Origin of the sequence: Holdemania sp. 1001302B_160321_E10 (assembly GCF_015552275.1) — a bacterium.
In the GTDB taxonomy this organism is placed as follows: Bacteria; Bacillota_I; Bacilli_A; order Erysipelotrichales; family Erysipelotrichaceae; genus Holdemania.
Genome location: NZ_JADNEM010000022.1, coordinates 38198 through 59735 on the forward strand (window position 1 = coordinate 38198; position 21538 = coordinate 59735).

A 21538-nucleotide genomic window follows, 5' to 3' on the forward strand; every position below is an offset into this window, starting at 1 on the left:
TTTTGTGAAAAGATTGGGAGGGAGTGTGAAGCAGGGAGAGAGAATCGGGATGTTATTGCAGCGTGACGTAGCCGTAATACGGTGTGGTTCCTTTCTTCGTGGCATTCTGGACTTTCTCACTCTTGAGGATCGGTGTGTTATAGCTGAACAGCGGAATGATATAGGCCTGCTGCTCAATCAGGTATTCTTCAGCCGCATGCAGTGCATTCATATACTCCGTATGATCCACAATCTTCGCGGCGTCCTCAATCATCTGATCATAAGCGGGATCCTCGACCGCAGGAACGACTTGTTGTCCAATAGTCCACAAGGTTAAAAACTGGGATGGATCATCGCTGGCGGTGTAGCCGTACCGGGAGAGTTCAAAGTCGCCGTTGTCGATCTGATTATAGAAGACGCCGGATTCCACAACCTCCAGTTCGCAGTCGATTCCGATATTTTTCCACATCGCTTCCAAAATCTGCGCAACGTCGGCATGGATGAAGGAAGAAGAATATTTGTATTTGATTTTTAACGGATGGGCTTCGTCATAACCGGCTTCTTTCAGCAGCGTCTTCGCCTGTTCCGGGTCATACGCCTGCAGAGTCCCTTTCGCGTCGGCTTCCTTCCGGAAATCCCCATCTGCGCCGTTAAGTCCGGATGGGACATAGCCGCCTAATGCCTGATAGTATTCCTCAGGGCCCAGGGTGGAAGCCAGAGCTTTTTTGTCGATGGCAAGGGCCAGTGCTTTCCGGACCCGGCTGTCTTTCAGGCTTTCCGGAGCGGTAGAACCAGAGTTTATTGCGATGAAGTAGGAGGTTGGAGACGGAATATTCCAGACTTCGTTCTGGTTTGGATAATTGACGCCAACATCAACCGGAACGTTTAACGCGACATCAACTTCGCCATTTTTATAAGCGAGCGACTGGGCGTCGCTGTCCGGCATGACCAGAAATGTAATCTGATCCAGCGTGATTTCATCAGCTTTGTAATAGCTGTCATTTTTGACGATGACGGCTTTTTCGTTCTCATTGCATTCCGCCAGCTGGTAAGCGCCGATGCTTGGATAGCCGGGTTTTAATGCCCATGTGGAATCGTGCGCATCCGCAAAATCCGGTCTTAACGGCGCAAAGACGTTGCCAGTTAACAGATTCAGGAAAAAGGCGCAGGGTTGTTTCAGAGTTAAAACCAGCGTAGACTCATCCGGCGTCTGGACTCCGTCAATTTCGATCGTTTCCGCGTCCAGATCGGTATTTGCCGCAATTTCTTCCGCGCCTTTTAAATAGGTGGTCAGATTGTAAATCGTCAGGGAGTTTTCCGCGCCATAGGTCAGGTTGCGCAGGATGGCATATTTAAAATCCTGTGAAGTCAGAGCTTTTCCATCACTCCAGGTCAGCCCTTCCTTGATTTTTATAGTATAGGTCAGACCATCGTCGCTCACGGTGCAGTTCTCGGCAAGCTCAGGAATGACGTTGCCATTTTCATCCTTGGTCATCAGACTGGAAAGGGTATGGGCAAGAATGTAATTGTTGACAGTCTCTGTATTGAAACCGGGGTCGAGCGTTGTGATCTGGCCTCCAACCGCGACGACAATGGAATTTTGTTTTGTTTCCGGTTCTGGTGAAGAAACATTAGCGTTGGAAGAACAGGCGGTGTTCAGGATGAATAAGCCTGCGCAGAGAAGCATATTTAATTTTTTCATGGTTATTTTCCTTTCTTAGATGAGTTTCGTTAAAGATGCAGAAACATCGTCGATAACGTTTCCTGGAATGTTGGATTTCTGATTTCTGTTTATGAATTGATATGTTTACAGCGGGAATCATCAACATCACTCCTTTCCAGAATCCTGAGGGAAAATAAAAATCGTCCCCAGCCTATGCTAGAGACGATGGATTCGCGGTGCCACTCTAATTGCCGGTTTATTCCGGCCTCCTCAAATCCTTAACGCGGATATTCGGACTTTCCTACTGAATTCAGAAAGTCATCTCCCAGATGCGTTTTCATTGGAACACGTGCCGCTGACCTTCCACTCTGTATCAGCTCGCTGATGGATTTTTCCAATTACTTTTTCTGTTCATTGATTTTATGGTTCTTAGTTTAAACGAGAAATGAAAAGATGTCAATGCTAAAATGATTATATTTTCATTCAATAAGAAATATTTTCATACGGAAAAGAAAGAGAAATTCATACTCTTTATTTTATTCCGGTCTCGTTTTGCTGACTATCAAATTTCTAAAAGGAGACAAAGAAAAATGAGGAGTAGTTCATCCTCATCTGTTCGTAAGTAAAGTTCTTCGGATCAGTTTGCTTTTTCAACTTTGACGGTAGTAAATTCAGTATCGCCGGTGACGCTGAGTTCGCCTGTGTAGGTGACTGTTACCTGATCACCATCTTTGATACCCTCCATTTTGAAATTTTCATCAATCGGGAAAACATAGGCGTCTTTTCCATCATCCAGAATAAACATGACATTTTTGATATCGCTGATTTTTCCGGTGATGGTTTTTTCTTCGCCTTGTTTCGCTTCGGGAGCCATTGTCGGTTCTGTGGTTTCTGGCTTATCCGCCGGCGTTGCCTCCGGCATACTGGACGTTGCTTCCGGTGTCGGCGTTGTTTTGTCTTCCTTGGATTGGCAAGCGGCAGCCCCGAATAACAGACCTGCGGTTAAGATGATCATCACTATCTTTTTCATTTCTTTATCCTCCATGTATCCTTTTGGGTGATACTATAAGATTAGAGAAATTGAAAAAGGAAAAAATTGAAGGAAGCAGGAAATGTCATGAATTTGTCATAATTTTATTCGCTGTATTCGACAGGCTTCCAATTATTAGCCTGCATTTGAGTCCAAATATCATCCCAAGTACTGTTCATTACTTGAATATTATTAGACCCGGTATACCATTTATTATTATCAGGATTATAAATAAGACGTGTATTCCAATTTCCTTCTTGAATTGTGGAAGCATAGATGATCGCATTGTCCATGGTAGGATTATTATAGGAGCTTTTATGATTGAAACAGATTTGGATCTTATAGTCCCCTGATGGCAATTTCGCTGTTTCAACGACTCCCTTTTCCAAAGAAGGCCAGTCCCCTCCATAAATTTCATTTTTCATAAACTTACGTATTTGATCGTTATTCATATAACCAATACATTCTTTCATGAGATCTGAATCTTTTACAAATTCCTGCATGATGGAAATCATCGTTTGTTGAATTCCTTTCGGCGTGTAATCCAGATTATCGCTGGCAATGCTGCCATGTTTTGAACATTTGATTAAGGTAACGACACCTTTAATTTCGATTGCGGTCAATTTTCCTCCCGACGCGCATTTCGGTGTGGAAATAAAATATTCATCATCTTTGTTCTTTAATAAATCCCCAATCGACACCGGTTCACCTTTGATCTGGTAAGCATTGTACATTTCCATGACTTTCTGCCGTGTCTGCTGACACTGGACTTCAGCCGCAGTGGACGTAAAGCCTGTGAGTCTTGGAACCAATATGAGTAACAAAGCAACCAGGATCGCAACGACGACGATTAACTCGATTAATGTGAAACCGCGCTTCTTTTGTTTTTGCATAATTATACACATCCCTCTTTGATAACCATTATATCATGCTTTAGCGATTGAGAACCAGTGAAACAATCGTAAGAAAAAAGCGTTGACAGACGAGATTAAGGCTTTACATCGGCAGTTTCTGTGACTATAATTAAGAACGTAAAGGTAGAGAAAAGAAGAGTAGCTTCTCCATTTTCTGAATCAGAGAGCCTGAGTCGGTGAAAGCAGGACAGAAAACAGAAGCGAACATGGTCTTGGAACTGATTATCCGAACAGCGTAGGATAAGACGTGACTTCGCGTTAAGAAGCAAGCGCATATCGAAAAGATATGAAGTAAGGTGGTACCGCGCGAAATCAGCGTCCTTTCAGGGACGTTTTTTTATTATCAAAAAGGAGGAATTATCATGAGCGAAAAATATTACATTACAACGGCGATAGCCTACACGTCGGGCAAGCCGCACATCGGCAATACCTATGAAATTGTTCTGGCCGACAGCATTGCCCGGTATAAGAGAATGTTGGGATACGATGTTTTCTTCCAGACCGGAACCGATGAACACGGTCAGAAGATCGAAGACAAAGCCAAAGCCGCAGGCGTAGCGCCGCAGCAGTTTGTCGATCAGGTCGCAGGGCAGATCAAGGAAATCTGGGATCTGATGAATACGTCCTACGATAAATTTATGCGGACAACCGATCCGGATCATGAGCGGCAGGTTCAGAAGATCTTTAAGAAACTGTATGATCAGGGCGATATCTACAAATCAGAATACGAGGGCTGGTATTGCAAGCCTTGCGAATCATTCTTTACCGAAAGCCAGATCGTCGATGGGAAATGTCCGGATTGCGGTGCGCCAGTTGAAAAAGCGAAGGAAGAAGCCTATTTCTTCCGGATGAGCAAATATGCGGATCGCCTGCTGAAGCATATCGAAGACCACCCGGAATTCATTCAGCCGGAATCCCGCAAAAACGAAATGATCAACAACTTTATCAAGCCGGGTTTACAGGATCTCTGCGTTTCCCGGACATCCTTTACCTGGGGCGTGCCGGTCGACTTTGATCCGAAGCATGTCGTCTATGTCTGGATCGACGCGCTGACCAACTACATCACCGGTCTGGGTTATGACTGCGATGGCAATCATGGCGAAAAGTTTAAGCATTACTGGCCGGCGGATGTTCATCTGATCGGCAAAGATATTCTGCGTTTTCACACGATCTACTGGCCGATCATGCTGATGGCGCTGGATCTGCCGCTGCCGAAGCAGGTGTTCGGTCATCCATGGCTGTTAGTGGGCGAGGGCAAGATGTCCAAGTCCAAGGGCAACGTGATCTATGCGGACGATCTGGTTCGTTACTTCGGCGTCGACGCCGTGCGCTACATCATGCTTCATGAAATGCCGTTTGCCCAGGATGGCACGGTCACCTATGAATTAATGATCGAGCGGATCAATTCCGATCTGGCGAATATCCTCGGTAATCTGGTCAACCGCACGCTGTCGATGACCAATAAGTATTTCGGCGGGTTAGTCCATAACGCAAACGTCAGCGATCCGATTGATGACGAACTGATCGCCTTGGCTAAAGCGACGCCGGCGAATGTTCAGAAAAAGATGGACGAGCTGCGGGTTGCGGATGCGATCGACGAGATTTTCGCTCTGCTGCGCCGAAGCAATAAATATATTGACGAAACAATGCCGTGGGCGCTGGGCAAGGATGAAACGAAGAAAGATCGTCTGGCTACCGTATTGTATAACCTGCTGGAAAGCATCCGGATTGCGGCCGTTCTGTTGGAAAGTTATTTACCGGAAACGTCGAAAGCCATTCTCGATCAGCTCAATACGCAGCAGCGCAGCTATGATTCCGTGCTGACTTTCGGTCAGCTGGAAGATGGGATTCACGTAACGCCGAAGCCGCAGATTCTGTTTGCGCGAATTGACGAAAAGGAAATGCTGGAAAAGATCGAAGCGGAACAGCCGAAGAAAGCGCCGGTAAAACCAGCGGAGCCGGCGAAGCCGCAGATCACGATCGACGACTTTGCGAAGATTGAAATGAAGGTCGGACAGGTTCTGTCCTGCGAAAAGCATCCGAAGGCGGATAAGCTGTTGGTGTCTCAGATTGACATCGGTGAAGAAAAGCCGCGGCAGATTGTCAGCGGGATCGCGGGCAGCTATAAGCCGGAACAGATGATCGGTAAGAAAGTCGTCGTCATTACCAACTTGGCGCCGGCCAAGTTAAGAGGCGTCGAGTCACAAGGCATGATTTTAGCCGGAATGGGCGAGGATCAGATCGAGGTGCTCTCCGTTGAAAAGCTGCCGGTCGGCAGCACGGTTCGCTAAGTCTCAGGAATTCCTTGCTGGAATAAAGAAAAAAGAAAACGCAGAATGAGAGAGCTCTCTCACGCTGCGTTTTTTTTGATGGTGATCGCCAGTGATGACGTTGATTTTATCACCTGTAAAAAATTTTGCGAATTTCCGTTTTTCAATACTGCGTGTAAATCTGTTCGATCCGATCAAGCAGGGAATCCGTCGAATTGCTGAACCATCCTGTCGAATAAGCCTGATAGTTAAGGCGAAGAGTATGATCGCCGTAGATCTCAAGATTCCAGGTCTGATTTCCATCGCTGAGAAACAATTTTCCTGTTCTTACGGGGATTTCATGAGCGGTTTTCTGAGAAAAGAAGAGAGTACGGGTAAAACGATCTTTTTGAAAAAGCAGACTGAGCTCCCTGATTGTATCTTCCTCAGTGATTTCAATCGGCTCGCACGCTGTATCGCTGGTTATGATTTCACAATAGGTCAGGCTGATTATCCTGGAATTGGCAATGAGCATTTCTAAAGAAACCGTCGTTTTGATTTTAAAGCCGCAAAATCCAAGAAACAAGAGAATGAAACTCAGACTCAGGCCGATACTTTTTTTCATTTTTATCCTCCTCGGCGAAGTGAATTCTTGTAAATATCCTGCCGGTCAGCTGACTTTGCATCCAGAACCTTTGCAGCCGTGTTTAACGAGCGACCGTCAGACAGGACTTCTGACTTTATATTATCATAAGCCGGCGACGAACTTCCATGATATAATCAAACCAACAGAGAGAGAGAGGATCAACTCATGCGGATTGACGATTATGCAAAATGGCTGCGTACATTGGTTTCCGAAGCTGTCGTTCAGAACTATATCAAGCGCTGCCGGCGCGTGGAAAAGAATCTGGACGTCAGTCTTGATCTAGAATTCAGAAAAGACGGGGGTGCTTCCCTGCTGGATCAACTAACGTATACAACGGAAGACTGGCAGAAACATCGTCCGCTGCGCTGTTCCTTAAACTTCAAGGCCGGATCAGACTGGTACAACGGGTTGGCTTCCTTAAAAACAGCGGTTAAAAAATATTTTGAATTCTGTCAGGTTTCCGTTTCATCGCAGGAATATTGAACTTTCAATCAGATTCAAAAAAGAAGAAAACGCGCGGCAGGGACAGCGCTGATGTCCGCTTGATGAAAAGCTGGAAATGGAGGATCAGAAAATGAACGACACACTTCAATTCGCCACGCGCGGAGAATTCAGGGCATGGCTGGAAGACCATTGCTTATCTGAGGAAGGCATCTGGCTGGTGTTGGGCAAGGCAGGCGGGCCGAAAACGATTAAAGCGGGCGAAGCGCTGGAAGAAGCGCTTTGTTTCGGCTGGATTGACGGTCAGATGCAGAGCCTTGACGATAAAACGTATCGCAAATACTTTTCGCAGCGCCGCGGGAAGAGTAAGTGGTCGGAAAAAAACAAGCAGCTTGTTCAAATGTTGGAAGAACAAGGCCGGATGACTGATTCAGGTCGGAAAAAGATTGCGGAAGCCAAAGCGAACGGACAATGGGACGCGCCGAAACCGGCGGCGGTCACCGAGGAACAAATTGCGTCGCTTTCCGCCGTTTTGGAAGCTTATCCCCAAGCTTATTCCAACTTCCTGGCGATGTCCATGTCGGTTAAAAAAACATATACCCGCGCTTTCCTGGATCCTAAAACCGAAGCCGGGCGGGTTAAGCGCATCGCCTGGATCGTTGACCGGCTGAACAAGAACTTAAAACCGATGTGAGAGAGAAGTAAAATTAAACAAGCAGGAAAAAACGCTGTCAGATTCAATGGCAGCGTTTTCTCATGGGCTATAAAGAACCGGCGGATCGGTATTAAATAAAGACTGGCGTCAAAAGAACGCCAGTCTTTCGCAAGACTTTAAAACGAATTGACCGGTTGATGCACAAATCAAAATTGACTTCTCATTTTCCAATCGCCTGAGTGAAAAATGCCCGCATATCCGCTCCGAGCAGTTTCGCGCTTTCTTCCCCCAGATAAGCCATGTGACCCGACGGATATTCACCGATCATAACCCGGCTTGGATCTAAATGGGAATGTGTTGCCAGATAACGGGCGTTGCCGGCCGTCGTGCAGAGATCGTACAAACCGCTGGCAAAGAAGACGCGCAGCTTCGGATTGCGCCGCATCGCTCCGGCTAATGCCTGAGCCGGCGAGGATTTCGACTTTCGCTGCCACGTTTCGTTGACGTCGAAGACCAGTCCCTTACTGCTGCGGTTGAAACTGATGTTCAGCTCCTTGCAGATCAGCGCGAAAGCGGTCTGGAAGGCAGGCGTGTACTGGCCCATCGCCGGATCATCCGCAATGACGTTGGCATCCCGGATCGCCGGATCGTCTTTCCAGGTATAGCGGCCGTCATAGAAACCGACGGCCAGTCCCTGATCCTTTAACAACAGATGCGCAAATTCCTTCTGCATATCAATCCGCAGATGATGGCGAATCCAGAACTCGGTTTCAATGCCGGTGAAATACGTCAGTTTTTCCGCGATGGCCGCCTGTTTTGCTTCCGGCAGCGCGTCGCCCTGAAACAAGGCGCTCAGGTATTCTGTTTTGGCGAAATCGAAGGCCTGAGCGATAAAAGCATCCCGATCCGGTTTGCCTTCCGGATGATGATAGTGATTTGTTGCCGCCATCGTGATCAGATTCACGGCAGACGGTTCTGCCGGATTGGCTTCAAAGAACGTGCTGCCCAAAAGCATGATGCCGCTGACGGACAGCCCCAGCGTATCCGGTTTGACCGGCCCCGCGCCCATCAGCTCCGCAGCTAACAAAGCCGAACGGCCGGTGCCGTAGCTCTCGCCCGCTAACAGGATCGGGCTGTTGCGCCGGTTGTACCGGGTCAGCCATTGTTCGATGAACATCGCCATTGCCTTCACGTCGCCATCCGCGTCATAGAATTCAGCGCGCGCTTTTTCCTGAATCAGGCGTCCGAAGCCGGTGCCCACCGGATCGACCAGAACGATGTCGCACAGATCCAACAGACAATGCGGATTGTCTTCCAGCTCAAAGGGCGGCACGGTCGGCAGATGCAGCTCATCTTCCAGCTTGACGCGCCGCGGACCAAACAGTCCGGCGTGGACCCACAAACTGGAGCACCCCGGACCGCCGTTATAGGCGAACAAAACCGGACGGGTTGCCGGATTCGCAACATCGCTGCGGAAATACGCGTAAGAAAAGATCGTTGCGGTCGGCTGCCCTTCCTCATCGACAAAGAAATTATCTTCGCTGACGGTGCGGTATGGGATCGTCTGACCGTTCAAAACGACCGAGCCTTGCGATTCAAAACGGGACTTTTCAAGACATTCTTCAATTCTCATGGATTTCTCCCCCACTTTCTGATTGCTTAATTTTTAGTATACACCACGGCGGAAGCGGATGACAAGCAGGGAAGTCGGTTCAGAGCGAACGTGCGCTATAACTGAACGGGAGCGTGGATGCAGGCGAGTGTGCCTGAGGGCAGCCCGGTGTGTTCCGCGAGAACGGCACATTTGACTTTTAACAGGAAGTAACGGTTTTTATCCGGCTGATCGATCAGACATTCGAAGTTGGCCTGACCTTTGCTTATCAGGACGTCGGCTTGACGGTAAACGGTCTGGAATTCTGCGCCAGTTCGCGCAATCAGCGTGCCGGGCGTATCGTCGCCGCTGCTTATTATTGTTGCCCATCGTTCGATTCCAGCCTGCCGAGCATCGGCAGCGATTACATCGTTGACAACCGGACAACCGCGCACGGCATAATAAAGCTGCAGTTTCGGATTCAAAATACGGATCTGTTCCAGAAGCAGCCTGTCGATCATCACTTCGCCAAAATTATCGCCCAACACCAAAACGGTCTGCGCCCGGATCAGATCCTGCTGGAAAGTGTCCGTTTCCTTAAAGGCTGAATAGGAACCCAGAAGGACATGTTGGAAATCCTGAAGCATCTGCGTGAAATCTGGCTGATGAAGCGGATTAAAATCGAAACTGTTGGCCAGCGCAGCCAGCCGCAGTGCTTCCGCAAACGGATCGACTGCCGAGCGGATTCGCCTGATCAGCGCCGGGATTTCTGCCGCCACCTGTGTGTTGACCTGTTTTCGAAGTGAAGCGTAGGGATCTCCGGTTTTTGCTTTTTGCTTGATCAGGCGGTAAAGCAGGCCAATGGCCAAAGGCGCGGGCTGATCAAAATCAACGTTGGCGAGCGTGTGGAAAAAATCGCGGTAGAAAGCGGGACGGGAAGCGGCGGGGATCAGGGCGGCGCAGCGGACGCCCAACGATACCAGACAGGGCAGGCATGCTTCCTGGATTTTCATGATTTACCTTCTTTCGTTTTTTTTGTCAGATTCTGGTTTGAGTATACCGGAACCAGATTGGAAGAGGCAACCCCGGACTGTCAGCTGACAGACTGACGCGTTAAGCGAGTCAGTCTGAACTACCTGCCATGACATCAGGTGGACGTCATGGGACTGACGCCATAAAAAAGCGGCAGATCCGTGGGAAATCCGCCGGACACATGCCGCTTTGAATATTTTTAAACGTTGGATTATTTGTTAGCCGCAGCCAGCTGACCTGCGATCCGTCCATAATAGACAGCGCCGCCGATGGCCATGCCGCAGCACGGATATTCGTCGCCGAACAGTCCGGTGAAGGCAACTTCGCCTGCCGCATACAGACCCGGGATCGGATTGTTTTCCGTATCCAGAACCTGAGCGTTGATGTCCGTTGTCAATCCGCCGAAGCTGACGGTAACGCTTGGATTCATCGACAAGGCATAGTAAGTGTCACCCTCGATCGGGATCATCTTTTCCGCCGGCTTGCCGAAGTCTTCGTCAACACCCTTGGCGCACAGCTCGTTGTAACGGGTAACCTGATCCGTCAGAACCTTGGCGTCAACGCCCATTAAACCTGCCAGTTCTTCCAGTGAGGAAGCTTTCAGCGTGGAATCCAGCGTCAGCGCATACTGGACAGTCGGCGCGGTTTCGTTCGCGCTGGCGATGTACCAGCCGTGATCCGTTCCCGATTTGAAGATCGCGTCCGCGACATGATACATATAGGTATATTCGTTGGCAACCCGTTCGCCGTTGCCATTGAGGATCAGACCTGCTTCTTCGTTGATGCCGACGCCGGAATAGTAGTTCAGGTAAACTGTCTGAATTTCCGGAGCGTCAAAAATCTTGGCGTTGACCTGTTCGCCCAGCTTCAAGCCGTCGCCGAGGTTGCCGGCCGGAACGCCTGTCGCGTATTTATCACCGATCGAAGCGGCATACCGGCTTGTCATTTCACGATTGCTGGCATAACCGCCGGTAGCGATGATGACGTTTTTAGCATTGACCGTCACCTTGCTGCCGTCAGCTTTGGTTCCGCTTAAGCCGATAATCGCCCCGTCCGCATCCTTCAGGATGGTATCAGCGGTGGTGCCGTAGAAAATCTCACCGTTGTTTTTCAGATATTCTTCCGTCATCGGCACTGTGATGTTGCCGCCGAAGCCGTCGGTCATGCCGCCGCCATGGTGGCCTGCCGCATTGGTCGTGTTATGAACGCGCCACGGCGTCAGCGACTGATGGATGGCTTCCACGTCGTAGATCATCACGCCCATGTCTTCCAGCCACGTCATGTTTTCAACCGAATTGTCGCAGAATGCCTTGACCATTGCTTCATCCAGCTGATCGGCGCCGGCCATGGTTTTCATGTATTCAAGCAACTGATCCGGGGTGTCTTCATATCCCTGTTTCTTCTGCCATTCAGTGCCGGCTGCCAGAAGCTTGCCGCCGCTGCGCGTCGTCGCGCCGCCGGTAACGCCCTGCTTTTCCAGAATGACGACTTTCGCGCCGGCTCGGGAAGCTTCGATACCGGCCGCCAGACCGGCTGCGCCGGCGCCCGCGATGACAACGTCTGCATCAAGTGTGACATCTTCAGCTGTCTTCTCAACCGGAACGTTTTTCAATGCTTCCGCATCACCGCCCGCTTCGGTCACAGCGCTGGCCACTGCCGTTTTGATCGCCGCGGTGGTGATCGTGGCGCCGGTGATGTTGTCGACGCCTAACGACTGAGTTTCAACAATCTGCATCGGCAGAACTTCAACCGGGGAAGTTTCCAGGCCGTAGCCGATTCCGTAGGTTTCCTGATGATCTTTGACGACGATGTCTGTAATCGCGTCTTCGCTGACTGTCACTTCCACGGTGACGTCGCCCTTCATGCCGGGCGCGGCTGCCGTGTAGGTGCCGGCTGTGTAGGTCTGTTTGGCGGCTGCGTCCGGGGTTGGTTCGGTTTTCTTACCACTGTCGCCGCAGGCTGCTAACGACAGAACCATCGCTCCGCACATCAGCAGCGCCGCAAACTTGCTTGCTTGTTTCTTCATTTCTTTCCACTCCTTTTTGTTAAGGCTTTCGCAAAGTGATTATACAATGTCCTGTCGCAGGAAGGTCAATCCCTACTTTTATGCGGTCAAAGATTAGTGTATAATGAAGAAAAAGGACAACTATGTGAATATTTACAGCGCTTTCACAGAATAATCCGAACAAAACCGTTCCCTAAGAGGATGGTTTTGTTGTCTGATTTCCGGATCTATTCTCCATTTGGGATCCGATGCGCTATTACTGCGCCAGCCGGCAGTTTTCGGCAGGAACCGGGATAACGATTCAGAGAGAGAAGAGGTGATTCCCTTGCGGATTCAACAAGTCTGCCGGCAGACCGGTCTGACCAAAAAAGCGATCTACTTTTATATTGACCAGGGATTGATTCATCCCCGCCGCAGCGCGGAAAATAATTATCTGGATTTCAGCGAGGCGGATGTCGACAGTCTGCGGATCATCGCTTTTTTAAGGCAATATAATATTCCCGTGGGTGAAGTGGAGAATTTGATCAGTCATCCAAGCATGACGAATTTTTGTCTGCATAAGCAGCTTGCCGGATTGCGCATGCAGCTGCTGCGGCAGCTGGGGCTGATTCGGTCGTTGTCCTCCTTGTTGACGGAACTGCCGCCGCAGTACAATGTTAACGATCTGACGGAACAGATCAGCCGGCCGACGGCGCCCAGCGAGGCGGATCAGTCGATGCTTGATCTGGTCTGCCCGGATCAGGATGCCCGCATGATATCAATTTTTATCTGGAGTTCGTTTTTAAACGTGCCGAAAAGCGAATATAGGCTGTTTCTGTGGGGAAAGATTACCGAGCAGGCGCAGCAGGATCTGAAAGGATCGCTGCGTTATGTCGCCCGGATTATTTATGCGCTGGAATTTGAACAAATTGAAAACGATGCACGTCTGCGCTATTATGCCGCCCGGGCCATCTTAACGATGGATGAAGCGTTGTTTGCGAAGTTGAAGCGGCAGGTTCTTGATCAGCTGCGGAAGATGGCTGAAAATCCGCTGGATCAGGCGTATTGGAAAATGAACTATGAAAAAGTCACGCTGCCGCTGGTTCGCTTTGTCAACGGGCCATTAGGCGATTTGATCGGCGAATATAACTGCGAGTATCTGACTTATACTAAAAACATGCAGCGGCTGGCGGCCAGCGTGCGCCATGAACTGCTCGAAGGCACGGAACAGGAACTCTACCGGCGTCTGCTGCTGGTTTTGGACGGGAAGCTCGATCTCAACGGGTATCCGGGACTGGTCAGCTTTTACACGTTTGAAATGGGCCTGTATATGATTTTGCCGCTCGATCAGCAGCGCCGGCTGCTGGAAAGCTAGTGCCTCATCGTTCTTTTGTTTTTTCCTGTCACTCTGTGCGGAAACTGAAGATGCCTGACTTCTAAAAGCAGTCTTCTTTACGCTTACTCCTTACGTTTGTTCAATGGATAACTGTTCAATGGATAACTGTTCAATGGATAACTGTTCAATGGATAACGGCTTATCCAAAATAAAAACTCCATGCCTTTGCACGCTTGCCATGGATCCGGAATTCCGGATTGACCAGACAGGCGGGGACGCAGCCCTTGAAGCGGCGGCACGGGAGTTTTTTTATTTTATTTTGATTCGGGATTCCAGCTGCTGAATCCGGTCTTCCGCCCGTTTCTTCAGCAGGAAGACGCTGAGAATTTCCGCGACATAGGTCAGCACGTTGATCTGAACCTGATCCCACAGCCGCTTTTCCCGGCATTCATCAAAGCCGATGTAGCCCCGCGGCCGGCCCCGGTCCTTGATCAGACATTGAAGCATGGATTTGATCTTCTGCGGTTCCAGCAGGCGGATCTGCGCCGGGTTCAGGGTGTGAATATCCTGACAATAGAAGATTCCATTTTCATCGAAGTTTTTCAGATATTGGCCTTCAAGGTCTTCTTGATAGGAAATGTGCTGGAGATTCTCTTTTTCCGCAGGAATGCCCTGATTGCACCATTCGAACGTGTTAGTACAGAACTGATCGTCGTCGCTGTTTTCAAAGATATAGACGCGGCTGACGTCAAAATGCCGGCCGATGATCCCCAGAATTTCCTGAATGCAGCGTTCCAGGTCCTGCGCGTTGTAAAGCTTGTTGAAAATGAATTCGCTGATCTGCGGCGTCTCGTCGGTTTTGCTCGTGTTGGAATCGATCCGGGCATTGACGGCCGACGCGCCCTCCACCATTGGGAAAAACGCGTTCTCATCAGCCAGCTGATTGTAAAAAGCGAACTGGTTCTTGCCTTTGCTTTTCATCGAATACAGCGCCTGATCGGCACGGTGGAACCAGTAATGGAAATCCGGATTGACGGGCGAGGTCATCGCGATGCCGACGCTGCAGGATACTTTCAGGATCTTCTGATTGCGCAGTTCAATGGACTGGAAGGCGTCGATAATCTGCCGCGCCTTCTTTTCCACCTGTTCTTTGGAGGGAATATTTTTCATGAAAACCAGAAATTCGTCGCCGCCGACCCGGCCGAGGATATCCTCGCTGCGAAACAGCCGGCGAATCCGGGACGTCGCTTCGATTAAGAAGGCGTCGCCGAACAGATGGCCGAGCGTATCGTTGACCCTTTTGAAGTCGTCGATATCAATGATCATTAAGGCATTCTGCGTCGATTGGGTAGCCAGCCATTCCTGAATTAACGTCTGCGCCGTCTCCTTATTATAATATTGCGTCAGCGGATCGCGCTGCGCCTTCTCCAGCAGTCTTTGCGACCGTCGTTTTTCTTCGTCGATATTGGATAGAATACCGATCGCCTTGACGGGTTTCTGATTTTCATCCAGCTGCGTAGTCACGCGGATCCGGAACCAGACCGGCTGATGCTGGGCGTTGTGCAGCTGCAGTTCATCTTCGATGTAGGCTCGGCCGGCGCGGATCTGGCAGCACAAATCAGTGAATAAATGCCGCTGTTCCGGATAAAAATTCGTATTCTTTTCATCCAGCAGTCCGGATACCGTCAACTGCAGCGGATATCCCAGATACTGCTTCCAGTTCTCGGAGAACGTGAGTTCATCCGTCGGAATATTCCATTCAAAAATAATATCCTGCGTCTGGTTCATGATGATTTCATAACGCTGCAGGCTTAATCGGAATTCCTCGGCAATTCGCTTGGATTCGGAGATGTCGACCAGAATGCAGCAGAAATACTGCCGCCCCCATTCGTCTTGAAGATAGCGGCCTTTATCCAGGACCCAGATCGGCTCGGCGTTTTTGCGCAGCAGCCGAAACTGCAGTTCCTTATCGCAGCCATGACGCAGCTGTTCGCGGACCTCGGCGAGCGTATTCTCAAAATCACGCGGATCGATCAAGGCGCGGAAGCTGTTGTGCAGCTCAGAACGGATTTCTTCCCGGGTGTAGCCGGTCAGCTGCAGGAAGCTGTCGCTGGTCTGCAAGAGCGTCAGCGGTTCGTCGAACAAGCAGTGAAAAATACCGCCCGGCATCTGATCCGGCAGAAATGTTAACGACAATTCCTGATTTTGATAAGCGCTGGAAGCGATCTGAGCCGGACTGATCTGGACGAAACAGAATTTCCCGCGGATTTGGTCGCGGATCAGCGTCAGGATCAGCGAATGACATTCTTCTCCCTGCAGCAGGGCCTTAACGGTGGTCAAACAGTACCGTTCGTTTAAAACCGAACTGATCGGCGTCGTCGTACAGATTAAGGTTTCGTGATGCCGCGACATCTGATTTTCAATATGGCTGCGGACTTGTTCGCGGCAAGCATAGTCCTGCGGCGGTTCTGTGGCGTGCCATTGGACGTTTTCATCCAGCAGCGATTCTAAACAGTTCCAGTCGTTGTCGACAAATAACGCCTGAATGAGGGAAAAAACCTGCGGTTCGCCAGAGAATTCCGAATTGTTCATGTGGACGATCCTTTCTTCAACGTTAAGCGATATGTTCATTATCCTAAGTGTACACCATTTCCCAACTTTGCAAAAGAGCGGAAAGGCTAAAATGCAATCTTTGTCGAAAGAACTCAAAAACGAGGGAATCTGCGGTCTTCGCCAAAGCTTCGCCGGAAATTCAGTTTACTATCATGAACTATTCAAAAACAATTCACATTCCCATGGGAGAATAGCGATGCTTATTAGAGTGTGGAAAGCGAGCGTGATGAAATGAAATTCCGATTCTCACTGAAATCCCTGCATTGGACCAAAAAGAAAACGCTGATCCTGGCGATTGGTCTCTGTCTGGCTGGGGCGGGGGGTTTTTATTTTTCCCGTCAGGGGACAACCCGAAAAAACAAAACGCAGGCGTCGTTTATTCGAACGACGGTGCTGAAAAAGACGACGCTGAACAATTCGATCAGCCTGACCGGCACGGTGGAAAGCGCGTCGGTCTCCAATGTGACAACCAATCAAGCGCTGGCGGTCAAATCAATTCCGGTTCAGGTCGGAGACTGGGTGGAAGCCGGAGATATCATCTGTGTTCTGGATACAGAGGAAATCGACAAGAATATTGAGAAGACACGGGAAAGCTTACAGGAGAACATCGACAACGCGAAGGATTCACTGACTTCGGCAGAAGAAAATCTGTCCTGGGCGCAAAGCGATGCAGACAGTGCCTGGAACACGCTGGCAGAGAAGGAAAGCGCAATGAACAGCGCAAAGACGGCGTATGAATCCGCGCGCAGCTCTGTCGATGCGTTCCAGGCCAATGTCGATCAGGCACAGGCGGCTTATCAAAGTGCGGTGGAAGCGGAAAATCAGGCGCTTTCCACGTTGAACAGCGCGATCAGCGAGGGGACCTGCACGGGTCTGGAAGATACAGCCTGCCCTGCCGGGTCGGCTTACAACACGGCCAGACAGACCTCTGCCGACGCGAAAGCGAAAGCCGACAGTGCTCAGCAGGATCTCAAATCCGCCCAATCGGCCATGAATTACGACTCTCTGGCGGCGGCTTACAATACAGCCCAAAGCGCCTACAACGCCGCGCTTACCGCCTGGAATACAGCCCGCAATAACCGCGACAGCTGGCAGACGAAAGTCGAGGACGCCAAAGAAGCCGTCACGAAGGCTTCTTCCAGCGATACGCTCGACGATCTGTATGAGAAGAAGGAAAACTGCACGCTGACTGCTAAAACCGCCGGCAAGGTCACGGCGATCAACGTCACAGTCGGATCAATGGCGACCAACAACACGACGATCGCGACAATTCAGGACACAGACGCGCTGAAAATCACGGTGACGATTCCGGAATATGAAATTCAAAACGTCGAATTGGGGATGAACGCCAAGATTACGACGGACGCCACCGAAGGCGAAATCGAAGGGACGTTGACACAAATCTCGCCAACCGCTTCTTCGCAAAACGGCGGATTCCCGGCCGAGGTGACAGTCACGACGCCCAACAGCGGACTCTATGTCGGCATCAACGCCACGGTGGAGATTATCCAGTTCACCGTGGATAACGTCTTCGTCGTTCCGATCGACGCCATCGGCACCAATGACGCCGGAGAATCCATCGTGTTCGTCAAGGAATCCGGTTCCGGCAGTGACGCCATCTTTAAAGAAGTCGTCGTGACCACCGGGGAGGAAAACGACTATTATGTGGAAATCAGCTCAGCTGAACTGAGCGAGGGCATGGAGGTGCGCAGCAGCGCAGACCCAAAACAAGCTCAGGTGAGCGGCAGCGAAAGCAGCGAACCGGTTCAGATGAACGGCGGCATGCAGATCGACATGGGCGGGGCGATGCCTTCCGGAGAAATGCCTGCCGGTCAGATGCCTGCCGGCGGACCGGGCGGAAACGGCGGCGGAGCGCCAGGCGGCCGGGGAGGCAACGGATGAGTCCGGCTCAGCCTGTTATCGTGATGCAGGGCATCGTCAAGCGGTATTCCATTGGCAAGCCCAACGAGCTTGAAATTCTGCACGGCATCGACCTGCAAGTGGAACCGGGCGAGTTCGTCGCGATCGTCGGCGAAAGCGGCAGCGGCAAATCGACGATGATGAACATTCTGGGAGCGCTGGACCGGCCGACGGAAGGCCACTACAAGCTCAATGGCGTCGATATCCAGACGGCTGGGGATAAAGAACTGGCAAAAATTCGCAACCGCCAGATCGGCTTCGTCTTTCAGACCTTCAATTTGATCGGCCGGATGAGCGCGCTGAAAAATGTCGAGCTGCCGATGCTGTACGCCGGGATGCCGGCCCGCGAGCGATCCCAACGGGCGGCAGAACTGCTCGATCTGGTCGGGATGAGCGAGCGGAAAAAACACCAGCCCAACGAGCTTTCCGGCGGCCAGAAGCAGCGGGTGGCGATCGCCCGGGCGATGGCGAACGATCCTTCACTGATCCTGGCCGATGAACCGACCGGCGCGTTGGACACGGCGACCAGCCGGGTCGTCATGGATCTGTTTCACAAGCTGCACGAGGAACAACACAAAACGATCGTGCTGATCACCCACAATCCCGAGCTGGCGGAGGAAACCCAGCGCGTGATTACGCTGCGCGACGGTCAGATCGTCAACGTTCGGAAAGGAGCGGGCGTCCATGGGTGTGCTTGATAATATCCGGATGGCGCTGTCCAGCCTGAAAGCGAATAAAATGCGCTCGCTGTTAACGATGCTGGGCATCATCATCGGCATCAGCGCCGTCATCGCGATCATGACCGTCGGCGACTCCTTGACCGGTTCGATCACCGACAGTATGTCGGGGATGGGCGCAAGCAACATCACCGTATCGCTGCAGAAAAAAAGCAGCGCGTCTTCCAACAGCTATGGCGGCGGCCGGGTGTTGATGTTCGGCCCAGGCAATCCCGATGAGGAAGATCTGATCTCGGAAGCGATGATTACGGAATACCGCTCACTGTTCGGCAGCCGGATCACAGCGCTATCCTGCTCAGAGAATATCGGCAGCGGCACGATCAGTCAGGCCGAGGTATCCGGCAGCGTCAGCGTGAGCGGCGTTAATCCCGACGCCCTGACCGTCGAGGATCTGGATATGATCACAGGCCGGTTTATCAATGAGAAGGACAATACGCAGACTAAACGCTCGGCCGTCATCTCGGATTATCTGGCGGAAAAGCTGTACGGTTCCGTTGAGAAGGCGATGGGCGAAAAGCTGGAGGTCAGCCTCAACAACGGCGTGCAGGTGTTCTATGTCGTCGGAATTTACCATTATGACACTTCCAGCAGCATGATGGCGGCGCTCTCGGACAGCGATAACCTTTCGACCTCGATGTATGTTCCGGTTGCCACGGCAAAGAAAATCACTCAGGCCAGCCAGGGCTATCAGTCCGTCACGGTCGTCGGCGCGGCAGGCGAGGATGTCGATACGCTGCTCAGCGATACCGAGGCGTTCTTCACCAGCTTTTACACGCATAACGATTCTTATACCATTTCCGCGTCGAGCATGAAGGAAATGCTGGAAACGATGACCGAGATGCTGGATACCGTCAAGGTCGCGATTGCAAGCATTGCGGCGATCAGTCTGTTGGTCGGCGGGATCGGCGTTATGAATATCATGTTGGTCAGCATCACCGAGAGAACCCGTGAGATCGGCACCCGCAAAGCGCTGGGCGCGCCGAACCTGGCAATCCGAATCCAGTTTATCATCGAAGCGATGATCATCTGCATGATCGCGGGACTGTCAGGTGTTTTATTAGGCGTGGCGATGGGCGCAGGCGCGGCGAATTTGTTAGGTTATCCCGCCAAGCCGTCGGCTGCGGCCTGTACCCTGGCGGTCGGCTTCAGTATGGTGATCGGCGTCTTCTTCGGGTACTATCCGGCGAACAAAGCGGCGAAGCTCGATCCGATCGACGCGCTGCGCTATGAATAATTGGAAAATTCAGTTCGATTGAACCATAGCGGATTTCATGAAGTCTGAATGCAAGTCAAAGATGTAAGAACTGTCCAATTTCCGAATTGAATTGTGAATTTACCAGAAAGACCAGAACCCTGATTATTGTTTCCTGTTATAATAAAGAAAAAGGAGATGACGATCATGAAGCGGATCGAAGCTGGTTTAATTCGCAAAGCCATGGCGGAACCATGGGAGAAGCTGGGCTTCGCGTTGACGCTCAATTTGTTGACGCTGACGATTTCTTTTTTCAGCGGTACACTGTGGCTGTTGTTTTTTGCCAGTCTGATCATCGACGGTCTGGCCGGCTTGGAAGCATGGGTTCAGAAGGTGCGCGCCAGACGCTTTGTCCGGGATCTCGATCTGAGCGAATCCCTGCCGTTGTGCAGGCAGGCGGACAACACGTTTTTTCTGCCCAACAAGCTGATTTCCTGGTACCGCGGAAAAGGCTTATGCGTGCGTTACGAACAGATCAAGAACTGTTATCTCAATCAGATCAACGAAAATTCACGGATGAAATTTGACAGCCGAAAACGCAGCTGGAAATTACAGATCAACTGCCGCGACAAGCGCTATACCGTTCTTGCGCTGGAACGCAAGGACGATTGTATGAACGTGCTGCGGTTTCTCAAAACCGTGAATCCGGCGATCGTCGTCTATTACGAAATCCCAGCCAAACCGCTGACGCTGGCGGAACTGCCTGAATATGAATGAAACCGGGGGAAATGGATGTTCACAATCCTCCGGTTTTTTTGTACACTTTCCGGAATCTGTATAAGAAAAGAATAATGAATACGAGAAATAAGAAAAATATGATACAATGACAATAACGGAGGTGATGGTGATGAAACACATCACGGAACTCATACAGAAACAGATCGTCAAAAAACACAGCCGGGCGCTGATGTTCTATTTATTTTTGTTGGTTGCAGCGGCCATTCTGGCCTGGATCAGTCAATCGCTTTACGTCAGCTTGTTCATCGTCGTTTTCCTGGCGGCACTGGCGGTTCGCTTAATTCAGGCGGTGCATGAGCTGGGGCAGGTCAAGCGCTTTACCCAAAGCCTGCGGGGACCACAGCGGCTGCTTTACCGGCAGGTCGATACGACGTTCTTTCTCGAAGACCGCTGGATATCCTGGTTTAACAGGCAGGGCGTCCAGGGGACTTATGATGAAATCACAATGTGCAGCTATGCGCAGGTGCCGCTGCGGAAGTCGGAGAAGCTGTACGCCCCATGCCAGCTGCAGATTAATGCCCGGGGCCGCAGGACAACCCTGATCCAGCTGCAGCACGATCAAGACGCTCAGACCGTCATGGCGTTTTTAAAAACGCAGAATCCGGCAATCCTGTTCTCGGAGAAGCTCGGCGAACGGAAAGTGCGGCTGGAAGATCTGCCGGAAAAAATGGAGTGAATTTGTGAGATTGTGTGAAGTGAGGCAGAAGGCTTGTCAGAAACCAGGACTGGAACTATAATCTTCAACAGATAGATATTCA

The 21538-nt window shown here is 50.7% G+C and carries 17 protein-coding genes and 2 other annotated features; of the genes, 9 read left to right on the top strand and 8 right to left on the bottom strand.

What is annotated here, in order from left to right:
* Window positions 1-52: 52 nt before the first annotated feature.
* From I2D94_RS13095 to I2D94_RS13105, 3 genes are all read right to left on the bottom strand, one after another.
* Complete coding sequence (locus tag I2D94_RS13095) at window positions 53-1681, bottom strand: peptide ABC transporter substrate-binding protein (protein WP_229056881.1); 1629 nt, start codon at window positions 1679-1681, stop codon at window positions 53-55.
* Between the two features lie 176 nt (window positions 1682-1857).
* Window positions 1858-2066 (bottom strand) — a binding site (T-box leader).
* Between the two features lie 213 nt (window positions 2067-2279).
* The gene (locus tag I2D94_RS13100; protein WP_195397214.1) at window positions 2280-2672 is read right to left on the bottom strand and encodes a DUF1344 domain-containing protein; all 393 of its coding nucleotides are present in this window, start codon (window positions 2670-2672) and stop codon (window positions 2280-2282) included.
* Between the two features lie 104 nt (window positions 2673-2776).
* Entirely contained in the window at window positions 2777-3565 is a 789-nt protein-coding gene (locus I2D94_RS13105) for a prepilin-type N-terminal cleavage/methylation domain-containing protein (protein WP_229056882.1), read from the bottom strand.
* Between the two features lie 138 nt (window positions 3566-3703).
* Window positions 3704-3912 (top strand) — a binding site (T-box leader).
* A gap of 36 nt (window positions 3913-3948) precedes the next feature.
* On the opposite strand from I2D94_RS13105, the gene metG reads away from it, so the two are divergent.
* Entirely contained in the window at window positions 3949-5877 is a 1929-nt protein-coding gene (gene metG, locus I2D94_RS13110) for a methionine--tRNA ligase (RefSeq protein ID WP_195397216.1), read from the top strand.
* A gap of 142 nt (window positions 5878-6019) precedes the next feature.
* Here the strand turns inward: metG and I2D94_RS13115 are convergent, their stop codons facing one another.
* Window positions 6020-6460: a hypothetical protein gene (locus I2D94_RS13115; protein WP_195397217.1), complete on the bottom strand. Its 441-nt coding sequence runs from the start codon at window positions 6458-6460 to the stop codon at window positions 6020-6022.
* Window positions 6461-6646: 186 nt separating this feature from the next.
* On the opposite strand from I2D94_RS13115, the gene I2D94_RS13120 reads away from it, so the two are divergent.
* Window positions 6647-6964 (top strand): hypothetical protein, encoded by a 318-nt coding sequence (locus I2D94_RS13120; protein WP_072685304.1) that lies wholly within the window; start codon window positions 6647-6649, stop codon window positions 6962-6964.
* Window positions 6965-7055: 91 nt separating this feature from the next.
* Entirely contained in the window at window positions 7056-7616 is a 561-nt protein-coding gene (locus I2D94_RS13125; RefSeq protein WP_195397218.1) for a YdeI family protein, read from the top strand.
* A 181-nt stretch (window positions 7617-7797) separates the two neighbouring features.
* Here the strand turns inward: I2D94_RS13125 and I2D94_RS13130 are convergent, their stop codons facing one another.
* The 3 genes from I2D94_RS13130 to I2D94_RS13140 all read right to left on the bottom strand — a co-directional run bounded on the left by I2D94_RS13130 (window position 7798) and on the right by I2D94_RS13140 (window position 12226).
* Window positions 7798-9210: a S10 family peptidase gene (locus I2D94_RS13130; RefSeq protein WP_195397220.1), complete on the bottom strand. Its 1413-nt coding sequence runs from the start codon at window positions 9208-9210 to the stop codon at window positions 7798-7800.
* Between the two features lie 95 nt (window positions 9211-9305).
* Entirely contained in the window at window positions 9306-10181 is an 876-nt protein-coding gene (locus I2D94_RS13135) for a DUF89 domain-containing protein (RefSeq protein WP_195397222.1), read from the bottom strand.
* 230 nt (window positions 10182-10411) lie between these two features.
* Window positions 10412-12226: an FAD-dependent oxidoreductase gene (locus tag I2D94_RS13140; RefSeq protein ID WP_195397224.1), complete on the bottom strand. Its 1815-nt coding sequence runs from the start codon at window positions 12224-12226 to the stop codon at window positions 10412-10414.
* A 304-nt stretch (window positions 12227-12530) separates the two neighbouring features.
* Between I2D94_RS13140 and I2D94_RS13145 the strand changes: the two genes are divergently transcribed.
* Complete coding sequence (locus I2D94_RS13145) at window positions 12531-13559, top strand: MerR family transcriptional regulator (protein ID WP_195397226.1); 1029 nt, start codon at window positions 12531-12533, stop codon at window positions 13557-13559.
* A 270-nt stretch (window positions 13560-13829) separates the two neighbouring features.
* On the opposite strand, the gene I2D94_RS13150 is transcribed toward I2D94_RS13145, so the two are convergent.
* Window positions 13830-16112, bottom strand: a complete 2283-nt coding sequence (locus tag I2D94_RS13150) for a diguanylate cyclase domain-containing protein (RefSeq protein ID WP_195397234.1) — start codon at window positions 16110-16112, stop codon at window positions 13830-13832.
* 252 nt (window positions 16113-16364) lie between these two features.
* Between I2D94_RS13150 and I2D94_RS13155 the strand changes: the two genes are divergently transcribed.
* The 5 genes from I2D94_RS13155 to I2D94_RS13175 all read left to right on the top strand — a co-directional run bounded on the left by I2D94_RS13155 (window position 16365) and on the right by I2D94_RS13175 (window position 21456).
* A complete protein-coding gene (locus I2D94_RS13155; protein ID WP_195397236.1) occupies window positions 16365-18035 on the top strand; it encodes an HlyD family efflux transporter periplasmic adaptor subunit in 1671 nt (556 codons plus the stop codon).
* On the top strand, window positions 18032-18751 hold the full coding sequence (locus I2D94_RS13160) for an ABC transporter ATP-binding protein (protein ID WP_195397237.1): 720 nt from the start codon (window positions 18032-18034) through the stop codon (window positions 18749-18751). The genes I2D94_RS13155 and I2D94_RS13160 overlap by 4 nt, the downstream gene beginning before the upstream one ends.
* Window positions 18738-20024, top strand: a complete 1287-nt coding sequence (locus I2D94_RS13165) for an ABC transporter permease (RefSeq protein WP_195397239.1) — start codon at window positions 18738-18740, stop codon at window positions 20022-20024. Before I2D94_RS13160 ends, I2D94_RS13165 begins: the two co-directional genes overlap by 14 nt.
* 165 nt (window positions 20025-20189) lie before the next feature.
* Window positions 20190-20759 (top strand): hypothetical protein, encoded by a 570-nt coding sequence (locus tag I2D94_RS13170; protein WP_195397240.1) that lies wholly within the window; start codon window positions 20190-20192, stop codon window positions 20757-20759.
* 130 nt (window positions 20760-20889) lie between these two features.
* Window positions 20890-21456 (top strand): hypothetical protein, encoded by a 567-nt coding sequence (locus tag I2D94_RS13175; RefSeq protein WP_195397242.1) that lies wholly within the window; start codon window positions 20890-20892, stop codon window positions 21454-21456.
* The last annotated feature ends 82 nt before the right edge of the window (window positions 21457-21538 follow it).